At 61.8% G+C, this 21,975-nt stretch carries 18 protein-coding genes; 7 read left to right on the forward strand and 11 right to left on the reverse strand.

Annotation, left to right across the window (positions count from 1 at the left end; genetic code table 11):
- Nucleotides 1–2: 2 nt before the first annotated feature.
- The 6 genes from nuoC to ACTJJN_RS02955 all read right to left on the reverse strand — a co-directional run bounded on the left by nuoC (nt 3) and on the right by ACTJJN_RS02955 (nt 6,881).
- Nucleotides 3–1,784: an NADH-quinone oxidoreductase subunit C/D gene (gene nuoC / locus ACTJJN_RS02930; protein WP_003251431.1), complete on the reverse strand. Its 1,782-nt coding sequence runs from the start codon at nt 1,782–1,784 to the stop codon at nt 3–5.
- A gap of 79 nt (nt 1,785–1,863) precedes the next feature.
- Nucleotides 1,864–2,541, reverse strand: coding sequence for a NuoB/complex I 20 kDa subunit family protein (locus ACTJJN_RS02935; RefSeq protein ID WP_003251429.1), 678 nt, complete (start codon nt 2,539–2,541; stop codon nt 1,864–1,866).
- Nucleotides 2,542–2,550: 9 nt separating this feature from the next.
- Entirely contained in the window at nt 2,551–2,964 is a 414-nt protein-coding gene (locus ACTJJN_RS02940; protein WP_003251427.1) for an NADH-quinone oxidoreductase subunit A, read from the reverse strand.
- 383 nt (nt 2,965–3,347) lie between these two features.
- Nucleotides 3,348–4,010 carry a lysoplasmalogenase gene (locus ACTJJN_RS02945; protein ID WP_440780917.1) on the reverse strand — a complete coding sequence of 221 codons (663 nt, stop codon included), beginning with the start codon at nt 4,008–4,010 and terminating at the stop codon, nt 3,348–3,350.
- A 290-nt stretch (nt 4,011–4,300) separates the two neighbouring features.
- A complete protein-coding gene (gene aceA, locus ACTJJN_RS02950) occupies nt 4,301–5,626 on the reverse strand; it encodes an isocitrate lyase (RefSeq protein ID WP_012051772.1) in 1,326 nt (441 codons plus the stop codon).
- Between the two features lie 490 nt (nt 5,627–6,116).
- Nucleotides 6,117–6,881, reverse strand: a complete 765-nt coding sequence (locus ACTJJN_RS02955; RefSeq protein WP_173879731.1) for a secretin N-terminal domain-containing protein — start codon at nt 6,879–6,881, stop codon at nt 6,117–6,119.
- Nucleotides 6,882–7,006: 125 nt separating this feature from the next.
- Here ACTJJN_RS02955 and ACTJJN_RS02960 point away from each other — a divergent pair, with 125 nt between their 5' ends.
- From ACTJJN_RS02960 to ACTJJN_RS02970, 3 genes are all read left to right on the forward strand, one after another.
- Nucleotides 7,007–8,182: a hypothetical protein gene (locus tag ACTJJN_RS02960; RefSeq protein ID WP_012051774.1), complete on the forward strand. Its 1,176-nt coding sequence runs from the start codon at nt 7,007–7,009 to the stop codon at nt 8,180–8,182.
- A gap of 53 nt (nt 8,183–8,235) precedes the next feature.
- Entirely contained in the window at nt 8,236–9,945 is a 1,710-nt protein-coding gene (locus ACTJJN_RS02965) for a S8/S53 family peptidase (RefSeq protein WP_012051775.1), read from the forward strand.
- Nucleotides 9,946–10,028: 83 nt separating this feature from the next.
- Nucleotides 10,029–11,471 carry a SulP family inorganic anion transporter gene (locus ACTJJN_RS02970; RefSeq protein ID WP_440780918.1) on the forward strand — a complete coding sequence of 481 codons (1,443 nt, stop codon included), beginning with the start codon at nt 10,029–10,031 and terminating at the stop codon, nt 11,469–11,471.
- A gap of 112 nt (nt 11,472–11,583) precedes the next feature.
- Here ACTJJN_RS02970 and fusA read toward each other — a convergent pair whose 3' ends face one another.
- Both fusA and ACTJJN_RS02980 read right to left on the reverse strand, forming a co-directional pair.
- A complete protein-coding gene (gene fusA / locus ACTJJN_RS02975; RefSeq protein ID WP_014755922.1) occupies nt 11,584–13,695 on the reverse strand; it encodes an elongation factor G in 2,112 nt (703 codons plus the stop codon).
- A gap of 73 nt (nt 13,696–13,768) precedes the next feature.
- On the reverse strand, nt 13,769–14,194 hold the full coding sequence (locus tag ACTJJN_RS02980) for a hypothetical protein (protein ID WP_014755923.1): 426 nt from the start codon (nt 14,192–14,194) through the stop codon (nt 13,769–13,771).
- A gap of 246 nt (nt 14,195–14,440) precedes the next feature.
- Between ACTJJN_RS02980 and ACTJJN_RS02985 the strand changes: the two genes are divergently transcribed.
- Nucleotides 14,441–14,743, forward strand: a complete 303-nt coding sequence (locus ACTJJN_RS02985) for a hypothetical protein (RefSeq protein ID WP_014590324.1) — start codon at nt 14,441–14,443, stop codon at nt 14,741–14,743.
- A 3-nt stretch (nt 14,744–14,746) separates the two neighbouring features.
- On the opposite strand, the gene ACTJJN_RS02990 is transcribed toward ACTJJN_RS02985, so the two are convergent.
- Nucleotides 14,747–15,997, reverse strand: coding sequence for a 2-aminoadipate transaminase (locus ACTJJN_RS02990; RefSeq protein WP_088512513.1), 1,251 nt, complete (start codon nt 15,995–15,997; stop codon nt 14,747–14,749).
- A 180-nt stretch (nt 15,998–16,177) separates the two neighbouring features.
- The gene (gene gcvA / locus ACTJJN_RS02995) at nt 16,178–17,074 is read right to left on the reverse strand and encodes a transcriptional regulator GcvA (RefSeq protein WP_003251398.1); all 897 of its coding nucleotides are present in this window, start codon (nt 17,072–17,074) and stop codon (nt 16,178–16,180) included.
- A gap of 257 nt (nt 17,075–17,331) precedes the next feature.
- On the opposite strand from gcvA, the gene ACTJJN_RS03000 reads away from it, so the two are divergent.
- The 3 genes from ACTJJN_RS03000 to ACTJJN_RS03010 all read left to right on the forward strand — a co-directional run bounded on the left by ACTJJN_RS03000 (nt 17,332) and on the right by ACTJJN_RS03010 (nt 20,052).
- The gene (locus ACTJJN_RS03000; protein ID WP_324736927.1) at nt 17,332–18,714 is read left to right on the forward strand and encodes an amino acid permease; all 1,383 of its coding nucleotides are present in this window, start codon (nt 17,332–17,334) and stop codon (nt 18,712–18,714) included.
- 57 nt (nt 18,715–18,771) lie between these two features.
- Entirely contained in the window at nt 18,772–19,269 is a 498-nt protein-coding gene (locus ACTJJN_RS03005; RefSeq protein ID WP_003251394.1) for a PaaI family thioesterase, read from the forward strand.
- An 87-nt stretch (nt 19,270–19,356) separates the two neighbouring features.
- Nucleotides 19,357–20,052, forward strand: coding sequence for a glutathione S-transferase N-terminal domain-containing protein (locus tag ACTJJN_RS03010; RefSeq protein ID WP_440780920.1), 696 nt, complete (start codon nt 19,357–19,359; stop codon nt 20,050–20,052).
- 180 nt (nt 20,053–20,232) lie between these two features.
- On the opposite strand, the gene ACTJJN_RS03015 is transcribed toward ACTJJN_RS03010, so the two are convergent.
- Complete coding sequence (locus ACTJJN_RS03015; RefSeq protein WP_017148209.1) at nt 20,233–21,849, reverse strand: inorganic phosphate transporter; 1,617 nt, start codon at nt 21,847–21,849, stop codon at nt 20,233–20,235.
- Between the last annotated feature and the right edge of the window lie 126 nt (nt 21,850–21,975).

Below are 21,975 nucleotides of genomic sequence, written 5' to 3' on the forward strand. Positions count from 1 at the left end.
GCTTAGCGGTCCACGTCAGCCATAACGAAGTCGATACTGCCCAGGTACGCAATGAGGTCGGCAACCATGCTGCCTTTGATCACCGAAGGGATCTGCTGCAGGTGCGGGTAGCTCGGGGTGCGGATCCGGGTGCGGTAGCTCATGGTGCCGCCATCGCTCGTCAGGTAGTAACTGTTGATGCCCTTGGTCGCTTCGATCATCTGGAACGACTCGTTGGCCGGCATGACCGGGCCCCACGAGACTTGCAGGAAGTGCGTGATCAGGGTTTCGATGTGCTGCAGGGTGCGCTCTTTCGGCGGCGGCGTGGTCAGCGGGTGATCCGCCTTGTACGGGCCTTCCGGCATGTTGCGCAGGCACTGGTCGATGATGCGGATACTCTGACGCATCTCCTCGACACGGACCATGCAGCGATCGTAGGCATCGCCGTTGTGGGCCAGCGGTACTTCGAACTCGAAGTTTTCGTAGCCGGAGTAAGGACGGGCTTTACGCAGGTCGAAGTTGCAACCGGTGGCACGCAAGCCGGCACCGGTGGTGCCCCATTCCAGCGCTTCCTTGGTGTTGTACGCGGCAACGCCGATGGTACGGCCCTTGAGGATGCTGTTTTGCAGGGCGGCCTTGGTGTATTCGTCGAGGCGCTTGGGCAGCCACTCGACAAAGTCCTTGACCAGCTTGTCCCAGCCACGTGGCAGGTCGTGGGCGACGCCACCGATGCGGTACCAGGCCGGGTGCAGGCGGAAACCGGTGATCGCTTCGATCACGGTGTAGGCGCGCTGGCGGTCGGTGAAGGTGAAGAACACCGGGGTCATGGCGCCGACGTCCTGGATGTAGGTACCCAGGAACAGCAGGTGGCTGGTGATGCGGAAGAACTCGGCCAGCATGATGCGAATCACGTCGACCTTCTGCGGCACCTTGATGCCGGCCAGCTTCTCTACCGCAAGCACGTACGGCAGGTTGTTCATCACCCCGCCGAGGTAATCGATACGGTCGGTATAGGGGATGAAGCTGTGCCAGGACTGGCGCTCGGCCATTTTTTCGGCGCCACGGTGGTGGTAGCCGATGTCCGGTACGCAGTCGACGATTTCTTCACCGTCCAGCTGCAGGACGATACGGAACGCACCGTGCGCCGAAGGGTGGTTGGGGCCGAGGTTGAGGAACATGTAGTCCTCGTTGGCGCCCTGACGTTTCATGCCCCAGGCTTCCGGGTTGAAGCGTGCCGATTCCTCTTCAAGCTGCTGCTTGGCCAGGGTCAGGCTGTAGGGGTCGAACTCGGTCGCGCGGGCAGGGTAGTCCTTGCGCAGCGGGTGACCTTCCCAGGTCGGTGGCATCATGATGCGGCTGAGGTGCGGGTGGCCGGCAAAGTCGATGCCGAACATGTCCCAGACTTCGCGCTCGTACCAGTTGGCGTTTGGCCAGATGCCCGTCACGGTCGGCAGGTTCAGATCGCCTTCGCTGAGCGACACCTTGATCATCACATCGCTGTTACGCTCAATCGACAACAGGTGGTAGAACACGCTGAAATCGGCGGCTGGCAGACCACGGCGCTGGGTGCGCAGGCGCTCGTCGACGCCATGCAGGTCGTACAGCATGCTGTAAGGCTTGGCGACGCCGCGCAGGAAGCTGAGCACCTCTTTGAGCTGGGCGCGTTTTACCCACAGCACGGGCATGCCGGTGCGGGTCTCCTGGGCGACGAATGCTTCGGCGCCAAAACGGTTGTTCAGTTCGACGACCACATCCTGGTCGTCAGCCTTGTAGGGCGGAATGAAAATAGCGTTGTCCGCTGTCATGGTCTCGGTCGCTTTGGGTCAACGTTAAGAATGAAGCCAGGCCGCCGGCTCCTTCGGGAGCGGGCGGCAGGTCGCTGGATCAGACTTCGTCGGGGCTGCGCAGGTTGGTTACTGCAATGCGCTGCTCACGACGCAGGTCTTTCTGGGCTGGCATCTCGGCACGGTAAATACCTTGATCACCAACAACCCAGGAAAGCGGGCGTCGTTCTTGGCCGATCGACTCCTGCAACAGCATCAAGCCTTGCAGGAAAGCCTCAGGGCGTGGCGGGCAGCCAGGCACATAGACGTCCACGGGGAGGAACTTGTCGACCCCCTGAACGACCGAGTAGATGTCGTACATGCCACCGGAGTTGGCGCACGAACCCATGGAGATGACCCATTTCGGTTCGAGCATCTGCTCGTACAGGCGCTGGATGATCGGCGCCATCTTCACGAAGCAGGTACCGGCAATGACCATGAAGTCGGCCTGACGCGGCGAGGCCCGGATGACTTCGGCGCCGAAGCGGGCGATGTCGTGGGGTGCCGTGAAGGCCGTGGTCATTTCCACGTAGCAGCAGGACAGGCCGAAGTTGTACGGCCAGAGGGAGTTCTTGCGGCCCCAATTGACCGCGCCACGCAGCACATCTTCAAGTTTGCCCATGAAGATGTTCTTGTGGACCTGGTCCTCTAGCAGTTGATCGGTGACGGTTTCCCGTTCACCGACCGGGTACTGCTCGTTGGGCGCATCCGGATCGATTCTGGTGAGATTGTATTGCATGCCAAAGCCTCATTGTTTCAGCTTCGCTTGCCGCTTGCGGCGACCTTCGGGAGCCCAATCAAGTGCCCCGACGCGCCATAGGTAGACAAGACCTGCCAACAGAATTGCTATGAAAACGAGTGCTTCGACGAATCCGGTCCAGCCGCTTTCGCGGACGGACACAGACCATGCAAAGAGAAAGAGGGCTTCGATATCGAAGATCACGAACAGCATCGCGACCAGATAGAATTTGGCGGACAGGCGCAGGCGAGCGCTGCCGACGGGCAGCATGCCGGATTCGAAGGGTTCGTTCTTGGCGCGGCCCCAAGCCTTGCTACCGAGCAGGCTGGACAGGCCGAGCATGAAGGCACACAGGCCGACGACACCCAGGAGGAAGATGGCAAAGCCCCAGTTGTGGGCGATGAGTCCTGCCGAATCGGACATGCTAGAAATCCTTATACAGAGACCCAGCTCTGCAGTCTGAAATAAGTGTAGAGCGGCGACTTGGCGTCGCACATGCAGTGACCAAATGTCGCAGCCGGATCAATCGCGCTGATTTTATGGGTAAACCTGGTGCAAGTAAAATTTCTGTCGCAAATTTATTCGTAGGATTAAGTACAAAAACCGTTCGTAACTGGCTGAGAGCCTTGAAATTCGGGCATTACGCGCGGTTTTGATAATTATGTTTCTTGCTGCAGGTAACGAATTGCAACTCCTGTAATGATAATTAATATCATTTGAGCTGCTGCCGTTGAATTTGGCTCTTCTGTGCCTTGTAAAGTTCATCGGGCGATTCCCCCTACTTGCAATTGCAAAAAACCCTTGTTCTAGCAGCTCTCGGTCCTGCGTGCACCGCTCTGGGTCAATACTTTATCGGTTGAGCGATGACTGACTGATGAAGTGATGGCCCATTGGCCGAGCCAGTAGGCGAGGATGATCAGGTACGGTGCGGCGGCGAACGGGCTGACGAAGCGGTCGATGCCGATCAGGCTGTCGGAGAACACGAACAGGCCGGCACCCAGTGCTGCAACTCCCCCGCAGGCCAGTGCGCGCCAGAGCATGGCGCTGATGGCCAGGGCGTAGAGCGCTACCGGGATCAGCAACGGGCCGAGGCCGTGGCTGGCCAGTACACCGAGCAGCGCGATGCCTGTGATTGCGCTGAAGATCAGTGCGGGCAGGGCGGGGCGCAGGGTAATGCCGCAATAGCCGCGCAGGTAAGCAAGGTGGGCACAAAGGAAAGCAGCCAAGCCGAACACGAACAGGTCGGCGGGGATGGCCAGCAGGATGTCGCCGAGTACCGAGAAGGCCAGGCCGATCGAGATCCATGTGCGATAAGGCGAAACCGGGGTGCTGCGCAGCCAGGCAATCAAGGCCAGCACCGGGATGGGTTTGGTCATGAGGGCGAGCAGGGTGTTGTCGCTGGCCAGTGCATATAGATAGAGGGCAGCGGCGGTCAGGGCGAGAATCATCAGGTGGCTTGGACGAGGCATGGGCGGTCCTTGCTGCTGGGCTGCCACAAGCATAGCTCTGATCCGGGGTTTTGCTGCGGCCTGTGCCGGCCCTTTCGGGGGTAAACCCGTTCCTGCAGCGGCCTGCGCCCAATCGCCGATGTGTGTCTCCTTCCGATTAGTGTAGGAGCGGGTTTACCCGCGAATACGGTAGCGGCGGCAACGGTGAACGGCTGGTAAAAATTGGCCAGCAGGCCCGGCCCTTTCTCGGGTAAAAACAAAGGCCCGGAGCTTTCACAAGCCCCGGGCCTTAGTTCAACCGCAACCCACTATCAGTGGAACTGCTCTTCCTCGGTAGAGCCGGTCAGTGCAGTCACCGACGAAGCGCCACCCTGGATCACGGTGGTCATGTCGTCGAAGTAGCCAGTGCCCACTTCCTGCTGGTGCGCCACGAAGGTGTAGCCCTTGCTGGCGTCAGCGAATTCCTGCTCCTGCAGCTTCACGTAGGCGGTCATGTCGTTGCGGGCGTAGTCGTGCGCCAGGTTGAACATGCCGTGCCACATGTTGTGGATGCCGGCCAGGGTGATGAACTGATGCTTGTAACCCATGGCCGACAGTTCGCGCTGGAACTTGGCGATGGTGGCGTCGTCCAGGTTTTTCTTCCAGTTGAAGGAAGGCGAGCAGTTGTACGACAGGATCTGGTCCGGGTACTCCTTCTTGATCGCCTCGGCGAAGCGACGGGCTTCGTCCAGGTCCGGCTTGGCGGTTTCACACCAGATCAGGTCGGCGTACGGGGCATAGGCCAGGCCGCGGGCAATGGCCTGATCGAGGCCGGCACGGACCTTGTAGAAGCCTTCGCGGGTGCGCTCGCCAACCACGAACGGCTGGTCGTACGGGTCGCAGTCGCTGGTCAGCAGGTCGGCGGCGTTGGCGTCGGTGCGGGCCAGAATGATGGTCGGTACACCCGACACGTCAGCGGCCAGGCGAGCGGCCACCAGCTTCTGTACGGCTTCCTGAGTCGGCACCAGCACCTTGCCGCCCATGTGGCCGCATTTTTTAACCGAGGCCAGCTGGTCTTCGAAGTGCACGCCGGCGGCGCCTGCTTCGATCATGTTCTTCATCAGCTCGTAGGCGTTCAGTACGCCACCGAAACCGGCTTCGGCGTCGGCCACGATGGGCGCGAAGTAGTCGATGTACCCTTCGTCGCCCGGGTTCTTGCCGGCTTTCCACTGGATCTGGTCGGCGCGGCGGAACGCGTTGTTGATGCGTTTGACCACGGTCGGTACCGAGTCGACCGGGTACAGCGACTGGTCAGGGTACATCGACTCGGCCGAGTTGTTGTCGGCGGCAACCTGCCAGCCGGACAGGTAGATGGCCTGGATGCCGGCCTTGACCTGCTGTACAGCCTGGCCGCCCGTCAGGGCGCCCATGCAGTTGACGAAATCTTTTTCGGGGCGGAAGGACGGGTGGGCACCTTCGGTGACCAGCTTCCACAGTTTTTCTGCGCCCTGACGCGCAAAGGTGTGCTCAGGTTGCACGGAGCCACGCAGGCGAACGACATCAGCGGCGGTGTAGGTACGGGTCACGCCTTTCCAGCGCGGGTTTTCGGCCCAGTCTTTCTCGAGGGCTGCAATTTGCTGTTCGCGTGTCAGTGCCATGGAAATAAACCTCGTCGCATCGATCTTGGGTTAATTGTGCTGATGCTCGGAGCAGATCAGGTGCCTGGCGGCTGTCCTGTTCGCAGGAATGCGGCGGCGAACGCGAAGGCTCGAAGGGGAAGGGTGGGCAGACCAGGCGAAGGTGTGCTCCGGCAGGTCGGCTCGTGGTTGCCTTGCTGCGGTGCGACGCGATTGCCAGTACTGCGGTGATGCGCTTCCGTCCCTCGGGACAACTTCTTCGTTGCAGTCGCAATCCCGTCGAACCGCCTTGTGGGCCGTATAGACACGAGGCGCCTCCAGGGGTGGGAGGAGCACGCCTCGAAGGCCCTTGCCAGGGCCCCTGATTAGCGGGAGCGAGGCCATCATGCCCTTGGGAAAAAGACCCTGTCAAATGTTTTGTAGTGCTTTTTTGTACTTACTACATCTTTGGTCTAATGCGACTTGGCAGTCAGTTTCAAGGCCTTTGGTCGAAGCCTTGAATTGCCTGGTATCAGTCAACAAGGTCGACTTTGACCCGCAATGTCATGTTTTCACCCCGTTGGGTGCTGTACGTATGGCTTGATGCGCTGCGATCGGCTTGGCTCTGCTGGTTGAACCCCGCCAGGGTGATCCACTCGCCGAGCTTGCCCGTGACTGTCGTGTCGGTACTTTGTACTTTCACTACATCTGCACGTTCATGGCTGATACGGTCATTATTGCTGCTTATTTGCAGACGAACCGTTTCGCCGCTCAGGCTGGGGGTCACGTAGAAGCCTTGGGTCACGTTGCGGTATTCGGTGTTGCTTTGAATGCGCCCATAGCCGTCTGTGCTGGTGCTGGTAATGGGGATGCTCTGGCCCACCTGGATCAGTGCCGGTTGCCCTTCGCTGGCTTGTACCTGTTGCATGCCGCCGTCGCGGTTGCTGGTGCCGTAGTGAATGACGCGTGCGTTGCCGCGGTTGTCCTGGAAGTTGCTGTCGTTGTTGTCGACGCTGATCAGCAGGCGCTTGGGCGCCGTATCCAGCTGTTGCAGCAGGGCGCGCAGGTCGTCGATGCGCTCGGGGCTGGCGTTGACGATCAGTTTGTTCTCGAAGGCGCTGACCGTGCCGTCCTTGCCGATGAACGCCTGCAGGGCGGGCAGCAGTTCGGCGCTGCTGCGATGCTGAAGTGGCACCACCTCGGTGGCGGCATGGGCGGTGAGGCTGGCGACCAGCAACAGGGAGGTGAAAAGGGGGCGTAGCGGCATGTCCATGATCTCCGCAGGTGGAATCAACATGATGGCAAATTTGCTGACTTTTTGCCGGATCTGGATCACGCCGGCACTGTTGCGGACGGTCGTATTATCCTGGTTTATCTTGTAGGCTATAAATTATAGTAGGCAAGATAATTGAGGTTAATTGCATGTCTCCCGTTCGCCCGCTCCTACGCCGTCATCAGTTGGCCACCGCACTGGCCCAAGACCTGGCCGGCGAGTCGTTGGTCGATTACAGCTCGGGCATGTTTCTGGCCGCGCCCCGGCGTACGGGCAAGAGCACCTTCCTCAACAACGACTTCATACCGGAATGTGTACAGCGCGGCTGGCTACCGGTTTACGTCGATCTGTGGTCGGATCGCGACGCCGCCCCTGCGCAGCTCATCAGCGGCGCCATCGGTACTGCGCTGGCCAGATTCGAAGGCGCGCTGGCCAGGACCGCGAAAAAGGCCGGTATCGACAAGATCAACCTGCTGCGCACCCTGAGCTGGGATTTCACCCGCCCGCAACTGCCTGCGGGTACTACCCTGGCCCAGGCGCTTGCCGTGTTGCATCAAGTGTCAGGGCAGTTGGTAGTACTGATCATCGACGAGGCTCAGCACGCCCTTAACAGCGAAGATGGCCTTAATGCGATGTTCGCGCTGAAAGCCGCGCGTGACCACCTTAACCGTGGCGACCGTCCGGACGGCTTGCGCCTGGTGTTCACGGGCTCTAGTCGCGACAAGCTGGCCAACCTGGTACTCAAGAGCAAGCAGCCATTCTTTGGTGCAAGCATCACGCCATTTCCGTTGCTGGGGCGTGAATATGTCGAATTCATCACCGCCTTGTGGAACCGTCGCCTGGCCGACAGTAACCAGTTCAAGGTAGAGGACCTGGCATACGCGTTCGAATTGGTCGGCCGGCGCCCGGAAATGCTCAACAAACTGTTGGCCGAAGTCAGTGTCGGCCTGGGTGAGGCGGGCAACCTGGGTGAACTGCTGCGCAATGGGGCGCTGAACCATCAAGCCGGGGTGTGGAGTGACTACGAAAGCGCTTGGAACGAACTTACGCCGTTGCAGCAGGCCGTGCTAGAGGTCATGGCCGAGCGCACGCTGGGCCGGCAGTCGTTTTCCCCGTTTACCGAGCAAACCCTGGTTGAGGTCAGCCGCAAGCTGGAGCAGGCCCAGGCGGTAGCCAACGTCAACACGGCAAACGTACAGAAGGCCCTCGATGCCCTGCGCGACAAGGAGCTGGTATGGAAGGCCAATCGTGGCGAGTACGCGTTGGAGGATACTTCCATGGCCGAATGGCTCGCCCGCGACCAGGCAGTTGTCAGCCACAGGTGAACCTTTGAGGTGCCCCGTAAGTCGCACTCACAGGGAGCGCGTGGGGTGATTGCATGAACGGTGTCCTGATCTTGCTGTTATGGCTTTGCAGTCTGGGTGCACAGGCTGCAGCGGACACGCTGCGCATCAAGCAGTTGCAGCGTTGCGGCGACTTGTTCAGCGATAGCCAGCAGCAATGGTGCCTGCGTGCCGAGGGGCTCGGGGCAAACCTGCCAACGGTATGGTTGGGCGGTGTGCGGCTGTCAGAAGCCAATGTCGGGCGGCAAGGTGACCGGCTGACGCTGAAACTGGCGAGAGAAGCCCAGCGCAGCGCCCCGCTCTGGCTGGCCGATGGCGGCCGCACCAGCAACCCGGTATGGCTGACCCGCCAGCGCAGTCATGTGATCGCCGCAGGGCCTGATGAAGTGGCGAAGAACATGGACGGCCTGACCACTTATGTCGATCTGGTCAGCCTGTTGATCGAAGAAAAATACGACGGCCTCGGCGAGGCCCGGCGCATCGCCGGTAAATACGGCGCCCAGGTTGTCGGTGCCATACCGCCGCTGAATGTCTACCAGTTGCGCTTGCCGGTAAAGAACCTGGTGCAGCGCGATGCGATGGTCCTGCGCATGGGCAGTGAAGTCAGCGTGGATGCCGTGATTGTCGAAGAGTCCGCCCCCGAGCGCGGGGAGGAGGGCAATGGGCGCGGCACCCGGGCCATCGACCAGGCGGACGAATGGGCGGCCAATCGCTTCATGGACGCGCTGTATTTCTACCGGCGCCGGATTGCCGCCTCTGGCTTGCCGGTGAAGCCCGTGCGGGTCGGGGTAATCGAGCGTGAAGTGGACTTTGACGCCCCAGGGTTCGGCGATTATCGAGGGGGCTGCGAACGAGGCCAGACATGCCTCTTCGCTCGCGACGGTGATCGCCCGGCCAGCCACGGCAGCCATGTTGCGGGCATTCTCGCTGCGCAGGGTGAGGGCTTTTTGCCGGGGCTGGGCAAGCACAGCCCTGGCTTCGAGGTGGTGGTAGAGCGCAACTCGGATGCCGGTATCACCGCCAACATCGCTGCCTCGGTGAACCTGGTCGAAGATGGCGTGCGGGTGCTGAACTGGAGCTGGGGCATCCACCGGGTCGGCGCGCGCGATGTCAACGGTGATGAGGTCGATTCGCTGGTGCGTTCCGGGCTGGCAATGAGTGGCTACGAGGAGTTGCTTGAGGAGTTTTTCCTCTGGCTGCGCAAGGAGCACCCTGATGTGGTGGTGGTGAATTCGGCGGGCAATGGTGCGTCCTGGTCGGGGACCGATGAATATCGCCTGCCTTCGTCATTCATCACCGAACAATTGCTGGTGGTGGGCGGGCATCAGCGCAGTGGCAAGGCTACGGCAGTTGAAGCCCACGATCATGTGCGCAAGCGTCACAGTTCCAACATCGACATGCGCGTGGATGTCAGTGCTGCTGCCTGCATACGCCCGGTGTCTGCCGAGGCTGCGCATTGCGGCACGTCGTACGCAACACCCTTGGTGACTGCCACTGTGGCGACGATGCTGTCGATCAACCCGGCACTTACCCCGGAACAGGTGCGCATGCTGTTGCGGCGCAGTGCCTTGACCCTGGGCGCCGAACAGGATTTCGAAGCGATGGATGCCGAAGACCTGACGGCGCCGATCCTGCCCTCAGAGCGTGGCGGCCGCCTGAACGACCCGGACCTGGGCCGTTCGGCGCGCCTGGACATGCAGCGTGCGCTGGACCTGGCCGTGCAGAGCCTGGAACGGGTGCGTTGAGCGGTGGCCGCTGTCAGACAAATTCCGTAACATCGCGCCCCTCGTTTTTCTAACGTCCGTCAGGACTGCACCACAGGAAGCCCATGAAGCCCGCCCGACTACGCGCCGACCTGCTCGCCGGCCTTACCACCTCGTTTGCCTTGGTCCCCGAGTGCATCGCCTTTGCCCTGGTGGCCCATCTCAACCCGCTGATGGGCCTGTATGGCGCGTTCATCATTTGTACCCTGACGGCGCTGTTCGGCGGGCGGCCGGGGATGATCTCAGGCGCTGCCGGCTCGATGGCGGTGGTGATCGTCGCCTTGGTGGTGCAGCACGGCGTGCAGTACCTGCTGGCCACGGTGCTGCTGGGCGGTGTGGTGATGATCCTGTTCGGCCTGCTGCGCCTGGGCAAACTGGTGCGCCTGGTGCCCTACCCGGTCATGCTTGGCTTCGTAAACGGCCTGGCCATCGTCATCGCCATGGCTCAGCTGGAGCATTTCAAGGACGGCGAACACTGGCTCAGTGGCACGCCGCTGTACCTGATGATCGGCCTGGTCGTGCTGACCATGGCGGTGGTTTATGTGCTGCCGAAACTGACCCGTGCAGTGCCGCCGGCCTTGGTGGCGATCCTCGGTGTTGGCCTGCTGGTGTACGTGCTCGGGCTGCCTACCCGCACCCTGGGCGACATGGCGCACATCGCCGGCGGCCTGCCAGGGCTGGCGCTGCCGGAGGTGCCCTGGAATCTGGAAACCCTGAAGATCATCGCCCCCTACGCGGTGCTGATGGCCATGGTCGGCCTGCTGGAAACCCTGCTCACCCTCAACCTGACCGATGAGATCACCGAGAGCCGTGGCTTCCCGGACCGCGAGTGTGTGGCATTGGGCGCTGCGAACATGGTGTCGGGCCTGTGCGGCGGCATGGGCGGCTGCGCGATGATCGGGCAGACGGTGATCAACCTCAGCTCCAATGGCCGGGGCCGGTTGTCGGGGGTAGTGGCCGGGGTAATGATTCTGCTGTTCGTGCTGTTCCTGTCGCCGCTGATCGAGCGCATTCCCCTGGCGGCGCTGGTTGGGGTGATGTTCGTGGTGGCCCAGCAGACCTTTGCCTGGGCGTCGTTGCGGGTGTTGCACAAGGTGCCGGTGAATGATGTGCTGGCGATCGTGGCGGTGACCGTGGTCACGGTGCTCACCGACCTGGCCATGGCAGTGCTGTTCGGTATCATCATCGCGGCGCTCAACTTTGCCTGGCAGCATGCGCGGGAGCTGTATGCCGACACCCATGAGGACGCGGAGGGCGGCAAGCGTTATCAGCTGCATGGCACGCTGTTCTTTGCCTCGACCACCTCGTTCCTCAACCAGTTCGACACGGCCGGGGACCCGGCCCAGGTCACGCTGGATTGCCAGCATTTGAGCTTTGTCGACTATTCGGCGGTTGCGGCGCTGAAAACCCTGCGCGAGCGCTATGCCAAGGCGGGCAAGCATTTGCGCGTGGTGCATTTGTCCGAGCGGTGCAAGAAGCTGTTGAAGCGGGCGGGCGAGCAGCACTGAAAACTGTTGGTGTCTGTGTCGGTTTCTTCGCGGGTAAACCCGCGCCTACGGGGGATCGCATACCCCTGTAGGCGCGGGTTTACCCGCGAAGAGGCCGGCACAGGAGAACTGCTTACTCTCCGCGGCTCTTCTTGACGATGCCATCGGCAATGCTCGCCGGGGCCTCGGCATAGCGGGTGAACTCCATCGAGAAGCTGGCCCGGCCCTGGGTCATCGAGCGCATCGAGGTGGCGTAGCCGAACATTTCACCCAACGGCACTTCGGCACGTATCACCTTGCCAGCCGGTGTTTCATCACCGTCCTGGATCATGCCGCGACGTCGGCTCAAGTCGCCGAGGATGTCGCCCTGATATTCCTCGGGCGTCACCACCTCTACCTTCATCACCGGCTCCAGCAACACTGCGCCGCCTTTCTGCGACAACTGCTTGGTGGCCATTGACGCGGCGATCTTGTAGGCCATCTCGTTGGAGTCGACATCGTGGTACGAGCCGTCGAACACGGCGGCCTTGAGGTTGATCAGGGGGTAGCCGGCAAGCACGCCGTTCTTCATTTGCTCTTCGATACCCTTCTGGATTGCCGGGATGTACTCGCGGGGTACCACGCCGCCGACGATCTCGTTGATGAACTCCAGGCCTTCTTTGCCTTCATCACCGGGGGCGAAACGGATCCAGCAATGGCCGTATTGGCCACGGCCACCGGACTGGCGCACGAAACGCCCCTCGATCTCGCAGGTATTGCGGATTTTTTCCCGGTAGGCCACCTGCGGCTTGCCGATGTTGGCCTCGACGTTGAACTCGCGGCGCATGCGGTCGACGATGATGTCCAGGTGCAACTCGCCCATGCCCGAGATGATGGTCTGCCCGGTCTCTTCGTCGGTACGCACGCGGAATGACGGATCCTCCTGGGCCAGCTTGCCAAGGGCGATGCCCATTTTTTCCTGGTCGGCTTTGGTCTTCGGCTCCACGGCCACGGAAATTACCGGGTCAGGGAAGTCCATGCGTTCGAGGATGATCGGTTTGTCCATGTCGCACAGGGTATCGCCGGTGGTCACGTCCTTCATGCCGATCAGTGCGGCGATGTCGCCTGCGCACACGTCCTTGATTTCGGCACGCTGGTTGGCATGCATCTGCACCATGCGGCCGATGCGTTCCTTCTTGCCTTTGACCGAGTTGAGTACCGCATTGCCTGAACTGAGCACGCCGGAATAAACGCGGGCGAAGGTGAGGGTGCCGACGAACGGGTCGGTGGCGATCTTGAAAGCCAGTGCCGAGAACGGCTCTTTGTCGTCGGCGTGCCGTTCCAGGTGCTTTTCTTCATCGTCCGGGTCGGTGCCGCGGATGGCAGGAATTTCCGAGGGGGCGGGCAGGTAATCGATTACCGCATCGAGCATCAGCGGCACGCCCTTGTTCTTGAAAGAGGAGCCGAGGATGGTCGGCACGATTTCGTTGGCGATGGTGCGCTGGCGCAACCCGGCCTTGATCTCTTCGACGCTCAGCTCCTCGCCATCGAGAAACTTCATGGTCAGCTCGTCATTGGCCTCGGCCGCAGCTTCGATCATGTGCGCGCGCCATTCGTCGGCCAGAGCCTTCAGTTCGGCGGGGATTTCTTCTTCGCGGTAGCTGGTGCCCTGGTCGGCATCGTTCCAGTAGATGGCCTTCATCTTCACCAGGTCGATCTGGCCCATGAAGTTTTCTTCGCTGCCGATGGCCAGCTGGATGGGCACCGGGTGGTGCCCCAGGCGCTGATCGATCTGCTTGACCACGCGCAGGAAGTCGGCCCCCTGGCGGTCCATCTTGTTGATGTAGGCCAAGCGTGGCACGTGATACTTGTTGGCCTGGCGCCAGACTGTCTCGGACTGCGGCTCGACGCCGTCCGCGCCGCTGAATACCACGACCGCGCCATCGAGCACGCGCAATGAGCGCTCCACCTCGATGGTGAAATCGACGTGGCCTGGGGTGTCGATGATGTTGAAACGGTACTTGTGGGCGAACTGCTTGGTCGAGCCTTGCCAGAACGCTGTGGTCGCCGCCGAGGTGATGGTGATGCCGCGTTCCTGCTCCTGGGCCATCCAGTCCATGGTCGCCGCGCCATCGTGCACTTCGCCCATCTTGTGGTTGACCCCGGTGTAGAACAGGATCCGCTCGGTGGTCGTGGTCTTGCCGGCATCCACGTGGGCGACGATGCCGATATTGCGGTACAGCTCGATGGGCGTTGTGCGGGCCATGGCGGACTACCTGTGGGTGGACGGATTCCACCAAGTTAGCAGACCGGTGGAATCCTGCCCTGCCACCGGGCCGTCAGTCGGCCTGGGCTTGCAGCATCCACTGGCCATCTACTTCACGGGCCAGGCCGCTGGCCGGCAGCAAGGCCAGCAGGCGCGTGTGCAGGGCGGCCTCGGTGAAGGTCTTGAGGGTGGTCAGGTCCAGCGCGCCGACCAGGTTGAGATCAGCCTTGGTGTACGACAGCCAGGCTTTTTTCAACACCTGGGCGACGTCGCTGCCGGCGGTGGTGGCGAACCGGCGGTGCCACTGGCGGCCTTCGAAGGTGAAGTTGTGCGCGTGGCTGTAGGTGCTTTGGTCGGCGCCTTCTACGCAGCGGTGGCAGCGGCATGGGCCCTCGCCGAAGGCATTGCGCAGGTAGCTGTTGAAGTCCACGACGGGCTTGAGGGACAGGCGTTTGTCGACTTCGAACAGGTCGGCGATCAGGGGTTCTTCGGCGCTCACTCGGGATCCTCGTGTGGTGTGGCGTGCATCGGCGGGCACCCTAACAGATCGGGGCATTCAGATCACCTGTTGCAGGCCCGGCTCTTCCCAGGCAGACCCGCCCCGCACAGGTGCCCTGCATACCCCAAGCAACATGCGATCCCTGTGGGAGCGGGCGTGCCCGCGAAGAGGCCAGTAGAGACAACAGAGACGGCCTGCCGTACTCTACGCGCCCGTACGCCTATACACCCACCGAGGTAACCCCGTTTGAGCATCAAGTACCCGTACATCGCCACCGTGACCATCAGCGCTGAAGACCGTGGCGGAGATACCGAGGCTTCGGAAAACCCCAAGATGCGCGTGGGCCTGGAAGCGGTGACCGAAACCCTGAAGAAGGTGCATTTCGTCGGTACGCTCGCGGCCCCTGAGAAACCGGCCACGCACATTTGCGTGACCCTGGAGAACGGCCTGACCTATTACGGCCCGATCGTCAACGGCCATGCCGAACTGGAAGGCGGCTGGATCGCCTTCGAGTCCGACATGCTTACCCCGGAAGAACTCGGCCTGTAAGCCTCAGTTCAGTTCTGCCAGGCACTGCTCGAGGATATCCAGCCCTTCCTCGAGTACCTCGGCCTCGATGGTCAGCGGTGCCAGCAGGCGAATGATGTGCCGCGCCTTGCCGCTGGGCATCAGCAGCAGGCCCTTGGCGCGGGCCGCTTCCATCACCTTGGCCAGTTGTGCCGGTGCCGGGCTGCCATCGGTATTGGCGAACTCGATCCCTCGCATGGCGCCCACGCCGGTCAGGCGGCCGATGTACGGGCTCAGGCCCGAAGCCTTCCAGCGCTCATAACGGCTGACGATGGCCTGTTCCTGCCGTTCACCCCAGGTTGCTAGGTTTTCGTCGGTCATCTGCGCCAGGCTGGCCAAGGCCGCCGCACAGGCAATCGGGTTGCCTGAATAGGTGCCACCCAGGCCGCCCTTGGGCAGCGCCGCCATCAATTCCTTGCGCCCGACCACTGCACCCAGCGGCATACCGCCAGCGATGCTCTTGGCCAGCAGCAGCAGGTCGGGCTCGATACCCAGGCGCGGAAACGCGAAGCGCTGGCCGGTGCGGCCGAAGCCCGACTGGATCTCGTCGATGATGATCAGGATGCCACGCTCGTCGCAGAAGCGGCGCAGGGCCTGGGCGAAGGCCGGGTCCAGGGCAAGGAAGCCGCCTTCACCCTGCACCGGCTCGAAGATGAACGCCGCGACGTCCTCCACGGCCAGCTCGACGCTGAACAGGCGATCCATGGCCTTGAGTGCCTGTTCGCAGGTAACCCCGGTATCCGCGCCCGGGTAGGGCAGGTGGTACACCGGCCCGGGCAGTTCGCCGACCCGCTGCTTGTAGGGGGCGACCTTGCCATTGAGGTTCAGGGTGGCCAGGGTGCGGCCATGGAAGCCGCCGTCGAACGCGATGATGGCGCGTTTGCCGGTGGCGCCGCGGGCCACTTTCAGGGCGTTTTCCGCCGCTTCCGCGCCGCTGTTGGTGAGCATGCCGGCCAGTGGGTAGCTGACTGGCACAAACTGGCTCAGTTGCTCCATCAGGGCCAGGTACGGGCCGTGAGGGGCCGCGTTGAAGGCGTAGTGGGTCAGGCGGGTGGCCTGAGCCTGGATGGCCTCGACTACAGCGGGGTTGCAGTGGCCCAGGTTGAGCACGCCGATACCGCCGACGAAGTCGATGTAACGTTTGCCGTCAGTGTCCCAGACTTCGGCATTACGGCCATGGGAAAGTGTGATCGGGTGAACGATGGCAATGGATTGGCTGATACTTTCCTGGTTCATGGGGGCACGCGGACCTTGTTCGAGTTTCTTATTATCCAAGCGTGTCGGCGGGTTATTCCGCAAACGAATTATTCGATTGCGATCATTCCATGGATTCGTGATCTGGCCGGTTTTTTGGGTTGGCTGTGCCGGCCTCTTCGCGGGCAAGCCCGCTCCTACCAGAGGCCAGGGCAGGTCAAATCAATCGCCTTCAGCCACCCGCTCCCGGATCCACTGCACGAAGGCCCTGATCTTGGGCACTTCGGCCGCATGCTCGGCATGCGCAATGAAGTGCCTCCCGTTGCTTGCCACAGGGTGGTCCCAGGCCACCACCAGCTTGCCTTCGCTCAGCTCTTCGGCCACCAGATAGCGGGGAATCAGGGCTATGCCGCAGCCGGAGATGGCCGCGCGGATACACAGGTAGAACGTGTCGAAGCGCGGCCCGTGGTAGCTGTTCTGGCTATGCAACCCAAGCCCCAGGAACCACTCATGCCAGGCCTCCGGCCGCGACACGCATTGCAACAGGCGGTGCTCAGTCAATGCCTGGGCGCTGTCGAAACGGTGGCTGGCCAGCAGCTGCGGGCTGCACACCGGCACCACTTCTTCGCTGAACAACTCGATGCAGGTCGCCCCGGGCCAGGTGCCCTGGCCGAAGAAAAAGGCGACGTCAGCCTTGGCCTGTACCAGGTCGAATGGCTCCAGCTCGTTGCGCACATCCAGGTGAATGCGTGGGTAGCGGTCACCAAAACCCTTGAGCCGGGGCACCAGCCAGCGCGCGCCGAAGGTCGGCTGGGTGGCGATGCGCAGCACTTCGGTTTCGTCGCCGTAGCTGAGGATATAGCGGCTGGATATGTCGATCTGGGTGAGGATCTTGTTCACTTCGGTGAGGTACAGCGCGCCGGCCGGGGTCAGGTGCAGGCGCCGGCGAATGCGCTGGAACAGCGAGTGCGAGAGCATGTCTTCAAGCTGCGCGACCTGCTTGCTGACGGCGCTCTGGGTCAGGTGCAGTTCCTGGGCCGCGCGGGTGAAGCTGAGGTGGCGAGCGGCCGCTTCGAAGCACTGAAGGGCGGTGGTCGAAGGCATCAGGCGTTTGGACATGACGGGCAAATACCGAGCAAAAAAAGAAGGAGTTCATTCCATAAAGGAATTATGTGGTTCGAAAAGGTCGTTTGTTGACCCCGGCCTATAGATTAATACTGACCTGGATCAACGATTACAACCGGTCATGCGAAGAGGAGGTCAATACCCGCTTCGGTCATCTGCAAAAAACAACAACAACACACATCAGAAATTTATAAGAATTCTGCTCAGACCTTCAGCCGCTTTGCTGCGGCCGACCCATTCGAGGGTTCTCCATGGCTTCGCAAGACAACAAGAAACAGCGCTCACTGCAGCACGGCCTGACTTCCCGTCAGGTTTCCATGATCTCCATTGCCGGCATCATCGGCGCCGGGCTGTTCATCGGGTCCTCCAACGCCATTGCCACCGCCGGCCCGGCCATCCTCATCTCCTACGCCATGACTGGCCTGCTGGTCTTGCTGGTGATGCGCATGCTGGGTGAAATGGCCATCGCAAACCCCAACAGCGGCTCTTTTTCCACCTACGCCTCGGAGGCCATCGGGCCTTGGGCGGGCTTTACCATTGGCTGGCTGTACTGGTGGTTCTGGGTGTTGATCATTCCGGTGGAAGCCATTGCCGGTGCTGACATCCTGCATGCCTACTTCCCTGGCGTGCCGTCCTGGCTGTTCGCCTTCCTGATCATGCTGGTGCTGTCGGGCACCAACCTGGTCAGCGTGAAGAACTTCGGTGCTTTCGAGTACTGGTTCGCGTTGGTCAAGGTGGTCGCGATCATTGGCTTCATCGGGGTGTGCACCTTGGCGGTGTTCGGTTTCTGGCCGCTGGCCGAGGTCTCCGGGGTCAGCCGGCTGTGGGACAGCGGTGGTTTCATGCCCAATGGGTTCGGGACGGTGCTTGGGGGCGTGCTGATCACCATCTTCTCGTTCTTCGGTGCCGAAATCGTCACCATCGCGGCGGACGAAACCGCCAACCCGAAAGACAAGATTCGCCGCGCCACCAACCTGGTGGTGTACCGCATCGCCATTTTCTACCTGGCGTCGATCTTCCTGGTGGTGTCGCTGGTGGCCTGGAACGACCCCGGGCTGAAAGCCGTAGGGTCGTTCCAGCGTGTACTGGAAGTGCTGAACGTGCCGGGCGCCAAGTTGCTGGTTGACCTGGTGGTGCTGGTGGCGGTGACAAGTTGCATGAACTCGGGGCTGTACACGGCGTCGCGCATGCTCTATTCGCTTGGCGCGCGTGGCCAGGCGCTGAGCGTGACCAAGCGCATCTCCGGTTCCGGCGTGCCGACCGTGGCAGTGATCTTCTCGACCCTGGCGGGTTTCGCTGGCTGCCTCGTCAACTATGTGTTCCCGGGCAAGGTGTTTGGCTTCCTGCTGTCGACCACTGGCGCCATCGCTTTGCTGGTGTACCTGGTCATTGCCGTGTCGCAGCTGCGCATGCGTGCCCGTGCCGAGCGTGAAGGGCGCCCGCTGGAACTGAAGATGTGGCTGTTCCCATGGCTGACCTGGCTGGTGATCGGCACCATCGTCATGGTGCTGGGCTACATGCTGTTCAGCGATGCCTACCGCTATGAGACGCTGATGACTGCCGGGGTGACCGCGTTCATCCTGCTGGTTTCGCTGACCCAGCGGCGTGCGAAGATGGTTGCCCAGACGGTCTGATGTTTCTGCTTTAATGGGGGCGTTGCGCGCCCCCATTCCAACAAGCACAGGAAGCGTATGACTGATCACACACTTTCCCTTCAAGCCCTCGCGGCCCCTGAGGGTACTTGCTATGGCTGCGGCTGTTCCCACCCCAGCGGCCTGCACCTGCAAAGCCACTGGGACGCCGACGGTGTTCACCTGGTGTGCCGGCACTCGCCCGACAGCACCTTCATTGGCTGGCCTGGCCTGGTTTACGGTGGCCTGCTGGCGATGCTGGTCGACTGCCACTCCAACTGGACGGCGATGGCCTACCACTACCGTAACGAAGGCCGAGAACCGGGCAGCCTGCCGCGTATCGACTGCGTTACCGGCACGCTCAACCTGACCTACCTGAAACCTACGCCGATGGGTGTCGAGCTGTTGCTCAAGGCGCGTGTCGAAGGCGAAGTGGGGCGCAAGAGCCGGGTCATCTGCGAAGTCTGGGCAGAGGATGTACTGACGGTGACGGCCGACTCCGTGTTTGTCCGCGTCGATACCGAAAAGCTCAAGCTCAAGGCCCACGGCCAGGCCTGAGCTGCCAACGCTGATGAGTGGTCGGTGATGGTCAGCGGCTGGGGATGTCTCTAGAGTGACAGGCTCATTCCCTTGGCAAGGTTGATCATGACCGAACTCAGTGCTTTCCCCATTACCCGCAAATGGCCCGCCAAACATCCCGAACGCCTGCAGTTGTACTCGCTGCCGACGCCCAACGGGGTGAAGGTGTCGATCATGCTCGAAGAGATCGGCTTGGCTTACGAGGCGCACAAGGTCAGCTTCGACAACGATGACCAATTGAGCCCCGAGTTCATCTCGCTCAGCGCGAACAACAAGATCCCCGCCATCCTCGACCCGAACGGGCCGGGCGGTCAGCCGCTGCCGCTGTTCGAGTCGGGGGCGATCTTGCAGTACCTGGCGGAGAAGAGCGGTCAGCTGCTCAGCCAGGACCCCGCCCAGCGCTACCAGACCCTGCAGTGGCTGATGTTCCAGATGGGCGGCATCGGGCCGATGTTCGGCCAGGTCGGGTTCTTCCATTTCTTTGCGGGCAAGGAATATGAGGACAAGCGCCCGCGCGACCGCTATGTCAACGAGTCCAAGCGGCTGCTGGGCGTGCTGGATCGGCATTTGAAAGGTCGGCAGTGGATGGCTGAGGAATACAGCATTGCCGACATCGCCATCTTCCCTTGGGTGCGCAACCTGGTGGAGCGCTACAACGCCCGTGACCTGGTGGGCTTCGACCAGTTCAGGGAAGTGCAGCGCGTGCTGGCGAATTTCCTCGAACGGCCAGCCGTGCAGCGTGGCCTGAAAATCCCGGGCTGATCAACCTGTGTAGGGACAACTGCCTTGTGCAAACGTTGAAAGGCCTGCGCGGTCGCCCGTAGGCGCGGGTTCGCCCGCGAAAGGGCCGGGCCTGCTGGCCAATCTCCACCCGCCGTTCACCGTTGCCGCCGCTACCGTATTCGCGGGTAAACCCGCTCCTACAGAAGGCGGCGTACGGGTTCAGAAGATGTGGTTCAGCAGCCAGTACAGGCTGCCAGCCAACAGCATTGCCGCTGGCAGGGTCAGTACCCAGGCCATCAGCAGATTGAACAACGTGCGTTTCTGAATCCCCGACCCATTGGCGACCATGGCGCCGGCCACCCCCGAACTCAGCACATGCGTGGTCGACACCGGCAACCCGAACATATCCGCCGCGCCAATGGTGCACATCGCCACCACTTCAGCCGATGCGCCTTGGGCATAGCTGAGGTGGGTCTTGCCGATCTTCTCGCCAACGGTGACCACAATACGCCGCCAGCCAACCATGGTCCCCAGCCCGAGCGCGATGGCTACAGCCACCTTCACCCACAACGGAATATAGCGGGTGGCGTCGTCCAGCTGGGCCTTGAACAACAGCACTTGGCTGCGGGTGTCGGCATCGAATGTCACCAGGTGGTTTTTCTCCATGAGGCGGATGGCTTCACTGGTCAGGTACATGTCGTTGCGCACGTTGGCCATGGCTTCAGCCGGTACGCGTTTGAGCGAGCCATAGCCTTTGACCTCTTCGCCGATCATCCCGGTCAGCGCCGCCAATGCCGGTACCAGGTGCGGGCTGGCCTTGGGCTGGGCAATGAACAGGGTAAGCACCTGGCGCGGGTCATCCGGGGCCGCTTGCGGGTTGCTGCGTACCAGTGCCTGGCGGGTCACCTCGGCGACGGCGGAAAACTGCAGGGCCTGCGCGTTGGGCATGGTCTTGTTCAGCGCATAGGCCATCGGCAGGGTGCCGACCAGAATCAGCATGATCAGCCCCATGCCTTTCTGGCCATCGTTGGAGCCGTGGGCAAAAGAGACCCCGGTGCAGGTCAGAATCAGTAGGCTGCGGATCCACCACGGTGGCGGTGTTTGGCCTTCCGGTGCCTGGTAAAGCGCCTTGCGTTTGACCAGCGCGCGCAGGGCCAGCAGCAGCAGGGCTGCACAAGCAAAACCGATCAGCGGTGAGAACAGCAGGGCATAACCCACCTTGCTGGCCTGGGCCCAGTCCACGCCGCTGGTGCCGTCACGCCCATGCATCAGCGCATTGGCCACGCCCACGCCGATGATCGAGCCAATCAGGGTGTGCGAGGACGATGCCGGCAGGCCCAGCCACCAAGTGCCAAGGTTCCAGATGATCGCCGCCAGCAGCAGGGCGAAGACCATGGCGAAGCCGGCCGAAGAACCCACCTGTAGAATCAGTTCTACCGGTAGCAAGGCGATGATGCCGAAGGCCACCGCGCCACTGGAAAAAAGCACGCCCAGGAAATTGCACAGCCCAGACCACACCACCGCGACCGGCGCCGGCAATGAATGGGTGTATATCACGGTGGCTACCGCGTTGGCGGTGTCGTGGAAGCCGTTGACGAACTCGAAGCCCAGGGCAATCACCAGCGCCAGGCCCAGCAGAAGGAACGGTGTGGCCGTGGTGATGACCGTACCGCTTGCGGTCACATCCTGCTTGAGGCTCCAGGCGGTGTAGGCGATACCCGCCAGCAGCAGGCTGAAGAACAACGTTAAGGTGGCACGCCCAGGTTTGTGGGAGAGCTGCGGGCGAGCGTCGTGTTTGGCCAGTAGTGGGCCGCTGGCCACTGACGGGGTTGCCATGGGGGCTCCGGTTGGCGTTGGGCGAAAGTGCCGAAGGCCTTGAGCATAGAAACAATTCGTAACCCGGCCGTGACCTCGATCAATGAATTATCTAGGCTCAAGACGGACGGTAATGGCAGGAGACGC

The organism is Pseudomonas sp. 22515, from assembly GCF_052044625.1.
Lineage (GTDB): Bacteria > Pseudomonadota > Gammaproteobacteria > Pseudomonadales > Pseudomonadaceae > Aquipseudomonas > Aquipseudomonas alloputida.